This window comes from Chitinophaga sp., assembly GCF_035564935.1.
In the GTDB taxonomy this organism is placed as follows: domain Bacteria; phylum Bacteroidota; class Bacteroidia; order Chitinophagales; family Chitinophagaceae; genus Chitinophaga.
Genome location: NZ_DATMTE010000081.1, coordinates 1 through 5370, shown reverse-complemented (window position 1 = coordinate 5370; position 5370 = coordinate 1). Strand labels below are relative to the sequence as shown.

The following is a 5370-nucleotide window of genomic DNA, read 5'->3' as shown; positions in this document are numbered from 1 at the left end:
CCGGCGCCAGCAGGGCGGCGAGGAAGAATTTCTTTTTCATAAAGCGTTTGTTGTACTATGTGTGTTGAGAAATAACAGGATGGCAAGCAGCCATCCTGTTTTGAATCATTTATTGAAGATATCCCGGGTTAGGGGTAAGATTAGGATTTTGCAGCAGGTCGCCTGGCGGAATAGGCCAGTAAGCCATATACGGTTGCCAGGTAGTTGATTTAAGGGGCGCCACTGTTGCCATTACAGCATCAATCACGCCGGTACGTTTCAGGTCGAAGAACCGGTGGCCGCCTTCTGTAAACAGTTCTGTTTGCCTTTCCCTGGCAATGGCGGCAAGCAGCGTAGCCTGGTTGCCGTCTGGTAAGGCCTGCAGGCCTGCACGCAGGCGTACCACATTCAGATCTTCCACAGCCGTACTTTTATTTTGCATGGCCCTTGCTTCTGCACGGATCAGGTATTGTTCCGAAAGCCGCAACATCACCTCGTATTCCGCATTGGTTGCGGGCGATTTATATTTAGCGGGGAAGTAGTAGGTAACAGCCGGTGTGGTGGAAGTGGCAGAAACCGTAGAGGTACGTGTCCAGTTAGTGAACCGTTGATCGCCGGGCTCAAAGGCATTGATCAGCATACTGCTCAGGGAAATGAAAACACTGGATGATGCGGGCGTTTGCGGCGGTGTGATAGTGGCAGGCATACCATTATTATAGAAAGCATATTCATTGGCAACTTTCGGACTGTTGGTTGCCAGCGCCCAGATGGTTTCCCTGCTGTTGGCAAGGAATACTTTGTCTGTTGCTACCATTTCATAATTCGTGTTGCCGATCAGCATAGTAGCTTGCGCCTCGGCATTGGGCCAGTCTTTCGCATACAGGTAAACCCTGGCCAGTATGGCGGTAGCAACGGCCTTATTAGGGCGAAAGCGGTTGGGAGTGGTGATACCATAACCGTTTTTATACTCATCGCCTAACAGGGATTGCGCCATTTTAAGATCCGCAATGATTTGCTTGTACACCTCCGCTTCCGGTGCGCGTGATAACCGGTTGTTAATGGTATAGTCGTTTGTTAGTGCAAGCGGTACCGGCCCGTAAATATTGACCAGGAAATAATAAAAATAGGCCCGGAGAAAATAGCACTCGCCCAGCCATTGATCTTTATAAGCCAGGGTACCCTTGCTGGTATTGATGCCATCAATGGCAGTGTTCACCGTGAACAATTTCTTATACAAGTCAGACCAGTTGCCACTTTGCCCGCTTTGAACCGCATTTTTGTAAAAGATATCTGCAAAATTGCCGGACAGCAGGCTTTTGAGTTCATCGGTATATAAACCCATGGTACTGCCGATATTGCCGTTCGCATTGCCGGTATAAGGACCGGAAACATTCATGGTCAGATAGATACCTGTAACAACAGTAGACACCATGTTATCATTGGAGTAAACATCTGTTGCCGCAATAGTATTGGCAGGCAGCTGGGTACCATCCAGGTAGGATTCGCAGCTGTTGAGCGTAATGGTCAGCATTGCTGCCACTGTAAGCAGGGATTTCGGTAAGTTATGATCAGTATGAAATATCATCTTCATTTTTGGTACGTTAAAGTGTAACATTAATTCCGGTTGTAAATATGCGCAATGGCGGAATCACGCCGGCATTCAGGTTTTCCGGGTCCACGCCGTCGAATTTGGAAATGGTAAGCAGGTTTTGTCCCTGCAGGTACACCGACAAATTTTTCAGATGCAGCATTTTGTTCACTTCAGGAGAGAAGCTATAGCGGATGCTTACATTTTGCAAACGCGCGTAGGTAGCGTCACTATACGCCCCGGTGCTCTCCTGCAGGAGAAACTGCCGGAATATATTGTTGATCTGCGTGCTTAGTTTGGGGATATCGGTTACATCGCCCGGTTGCTGCCAGCGGCGTAGCCATACAGTAGCGCCATTCAGACCGTATAATCCGAAAGGGAAGGCCGTTTGACCTAGGAAATTTTTGCCTGTGCGACTGGTAAAAGTAAATGAAAAGTCGACGGTTAATCCCTTATAGGTAAAGGAGTTTTGTAACCCGCCAAAGTATTTGGGGGCAAGATCTACGAACTCTGTTTTATCTGCCTGTGTTAATCCTCCTGTGAAATCCGAAACAGTGCCCTTGGCATCAGTGAAACTATAGAAGCCTGTTTCAGGGTTAACCCCATTGTACTTATAAAGCAATACGCCGGTAACAGGTTTGTTCAGCACGTAATTGGAATTTTGATTACTTTGAGATGGCAGCCGCAGTAGCTTACTCTCTGGTACGGAAATATTGAACCGTGTTGACCAGGTGAAATTTTTGCTTTTGACATTGGTGGTGCTCAGGGTGATTTCCCATCCACTGGTACGGATCAGCGCATCGGAGTTCAGTGTATAACTGGTATAACCGGTTACACTGGATAAAGGTTGTCCCAGCAACTGGTTACCGGCACGGTTATGATAGTAACTAACATCGGTAGTGACCCGGTCGTTGAAGAAACCCAGCTCCAGGCCGGCTTCCGAATTAAAATTGCGCTCCCAGTTCAGCAGGGGATTGGGAAGCGAGTTGGGCGACAGGCCCACTTTACCATCATAGGATCCGGTGATCACACTATATGTTCCCAGGTAGCGGAAGTCGCCAATGGCGTCGCCGCCTACTACGCCGCTGCTCACCCTTAACTTACCAAAGCTGAGCCATGGCAGGTGATCCCTGACTAGTTTTTCGCCGCTGAAGATCCAGCCCAGCGCTGCAGAACCAAAATTTCCTATGCGACGGCCCGGCCCGAATTTGGTGGAACCATCCCGCCGTGTATTAATATCGACAATGTATTTATCGTCCCATACAAATTTTATAATTCCATACATACCGATGGACCGGTATTCAGTGAGATTATAATTGGTAGTTACCGTAGATCCGGCGGAAGGGTTGTTCAGCAAAGCATCAGAAGGAAATCCTGTTCCGGTGATGTCGTCGAAATAGGATACCTGGTTGTTCAGTTCTCCACCCAGTTTAATGCTTAGATCGCCTTTCCTGCTGATCAGGGTATTAAATTCACCATACGGTGAAATGGTAATGGAGCGGGTATTGTATTGGTGGAGAATACCTACTGTTTGCGTAGCTGCCTGGGTGTTTGTTGGATTAAAGGTAGAAGTGGGATTACCAATGAGCTCTTTCCCTGAAATGGTGTTGTACCCGAAAATGCTGCGAAGAGTCACCTTTTTAGCCGGCCGGTAGGTAAGGGTGGCATTGGCCAGCAGGTTGTTGGTTACATTTTTATATAACTTGTTCGCATTACTTGCAGTGCCACTGCTGTTCAGGTCTGTACCAATGGCTGCCCAGTTGATGCTGCCGTCTTTGTTAAAAGCCGGTGGCGCATTGGGAGGAGTAAGCGCACTGGTAGAAAAATCGTAGGGCACCATGTCATTTTTTGAGGAGAGGTAAGTGGCGGTAATGCCCATAGTAAACTTATTGTTAACCGTGCCGGTGTTTAGTGCAAACCGGAGGGAACCATCCCTGTTTGATCCTTTGTGGCGCTGTATATTTCCCATGTCGCGAAGACTTCCGCTGATCAGGTAAGTGGTGTTTTGTGCGCCTCCGCTGTAAGAGAAATTGGCATTGGTAGTGGCGGCCGACTTTCCCATAAATTCCTTGCGCCAGTTGGTGTAGCGGTCGGTAGGCCAGGTACCGTTCAGGTCATTATCACTGGCGGGTACATCCAGGCCATCATTCTTCAGTGCCTCACGGCGCAGCATCAGGTATTGTTCGGTATTCATCAGGGGAGTGGTTTTACCATTGACCGATATACCGGTGTAGATGTTGGCGTTAAAAGACTGATTGGCGGACCTGGATTTTTTGGTGGTGATGAGAATTACACCATAGGCGCCGGAGGAGCCGTAAATGGCGGTGGCGTCCACATCTTTAAGAACGTCGATGCTTTCAATATCGTTTGGATTGATATAATTTAAACCGCTGCCTCCCTGCAGGAAGCTTTGTGTACCATATAAGGTGCTGGTGGAAAGAGGTAAGGTACCGCCGGGAAAACGCACCCCATCCACAATGATCAGCGGTTGTGTGGCGCCGGTGGTAAGGTTTGCGGAGCCGCGCATCCTGATGGTAAAGGCGCCTCCCGGCTGACCGGTTACCTGCTGGATGAACAACCCGGGTACTTTACCCTGCAACGCTTCCATTACATTATTTACCGGGTTCTTTGCTATTTCTTTTGATGAAATAGTGGTAATGTTACCTGCATTAAATCTTTTTGTAGTGGTACCGTAAGCGGTGATCTGCACTTCGTCTATCGGTGAAGTGCTTACAGCAAGCTGGATAATGAGCGCCGAAGGATTGCCGGATAACAGTTTCGAAATGCCTGCTGCAGCAATACTTTCCCCGTTGCCAGCCTGCTCTCCGTTCACTACCTGCACACGATCACCGGTGAGGCGAAGGGTAAGCGGAGCAAATCCTATGGCAGATATTTTAATTACATCTCCCGTATTGGCATCAATAGAAAAAGAACCATTAGCCGTAGAGGTAGTACCTTTCTTTGTGCCTGTTATTACAACGTTCACCCCCGCTAAAGGCTGCCCGTTGGCAGAACGGACAATACCTTTAACAGGAATGAGGGCATTTATATAGGATACGGAAGGAGATGGCGGTTTAACAGGAGCCGTGGCCGGCGCTTTCCGGGAAACCAGGATCGTTTTGCCTTCGATCACATACTCCAGCGGTTGGTTTTTAAAAACATCGTTTAACAACTCCACCAGCGGGAGATCTTTAACAGACAGCGACACCGGCCTGGAATCGGTCAGTACTCCTTTCTGGTTAAGCAACACATAACCCGTTTGTTTTTTAATAGCAGTAAACACCTGCTTTAAACTCATGTTCCTGCCGGAAATGGTAACGTTTTGGGCCATAGTAGTGGCCTGGGCGTGAATAAAAGCGGCAGTTAAAAGTAAGGTAGTTAATTTCATGACCTTAAAGATTTTGGTAAGCGATCCTTTTTTAAAGGACCCGCTGTATCCGGCTTCGGCGGATTGGGCAATGCCCTGGTGTTCCCCCGGGTGGGCAGGGGGGCAATAGCATTTTTTTTGCATAGATTTGCAATAGATTTGGTTGTTAATAAAAGTGGTTGGCAAACCGTTTTTTTGAACCAGCTGAATTAATCCACCGTCACAGGCCTAAACTGTGGCGGTTTTTTTTCAAAAAAGCTGATCCGGTATTTATTGCCACGCCGCTCAAAAGCAGCAGTATAGCATATTTGATATGTTTTTATTGTACAATCAGTTTCCTGCCTTCAATCCGAAAATGTACATCCGTTCTTTTCAGCATTATCAATAAGCCGTTCAATGAAACATCTTTGGTCATCTCCCCTTCAAATTCAATATC

The 5370-nt window shown here is 47.7% G+C and carries 2 protein-coding genes; both read right to left on the bottom strand.

All coding sequences use genetic code 11. The annotated features are described in order from the left end of the window. Positions 1 to 109: 109 nt before the first annotated feature. A complete protein-coding gene (locus VN105_RS02285; RefSeq protein WP_325637516.1) occupies positions 110 to 1570 on the bottom strand; it encodes a RagB/SusD family nutrient uptake outer membrane protein in 1461 nt (486 codons plus the stop codon). 10 nt (positions 1571 to 1580) lie between these two features. Further along, positions 1581 to 5078 carry a SusC/RagA family TonB-linked outer membrane protein gene (locus VN105_RS02280; protein WP_325637514.1) on the bottom strand — a complete coding sequence of 1166 codons (3498 nt, stop codon included), beginning with the start codon at positions 5076 to 5078 and terminating at the stop codon, positions 1581 to 1583. Between the last annotated feature and the right edge of the window lie 292 nt (positions 5079 to 5370).

Excerpts from the sequence above, each read along its gene's own strand:
- VN105_RS02285 (WP_325637516.1), bottom strand. The coding sequence starts at position 1,570 with ATGAAGATGATATTTCATACTGATCATAACTTACCGAAATCCCTGCTT.
- VN105_RS02280 (WP_325637514.1), bottom strand. The coding sequence starts at position 5,078 with ATGCAAAAAAAATGCTATTGCCCCCCTGCCCACCCGGGGGAACACCAG.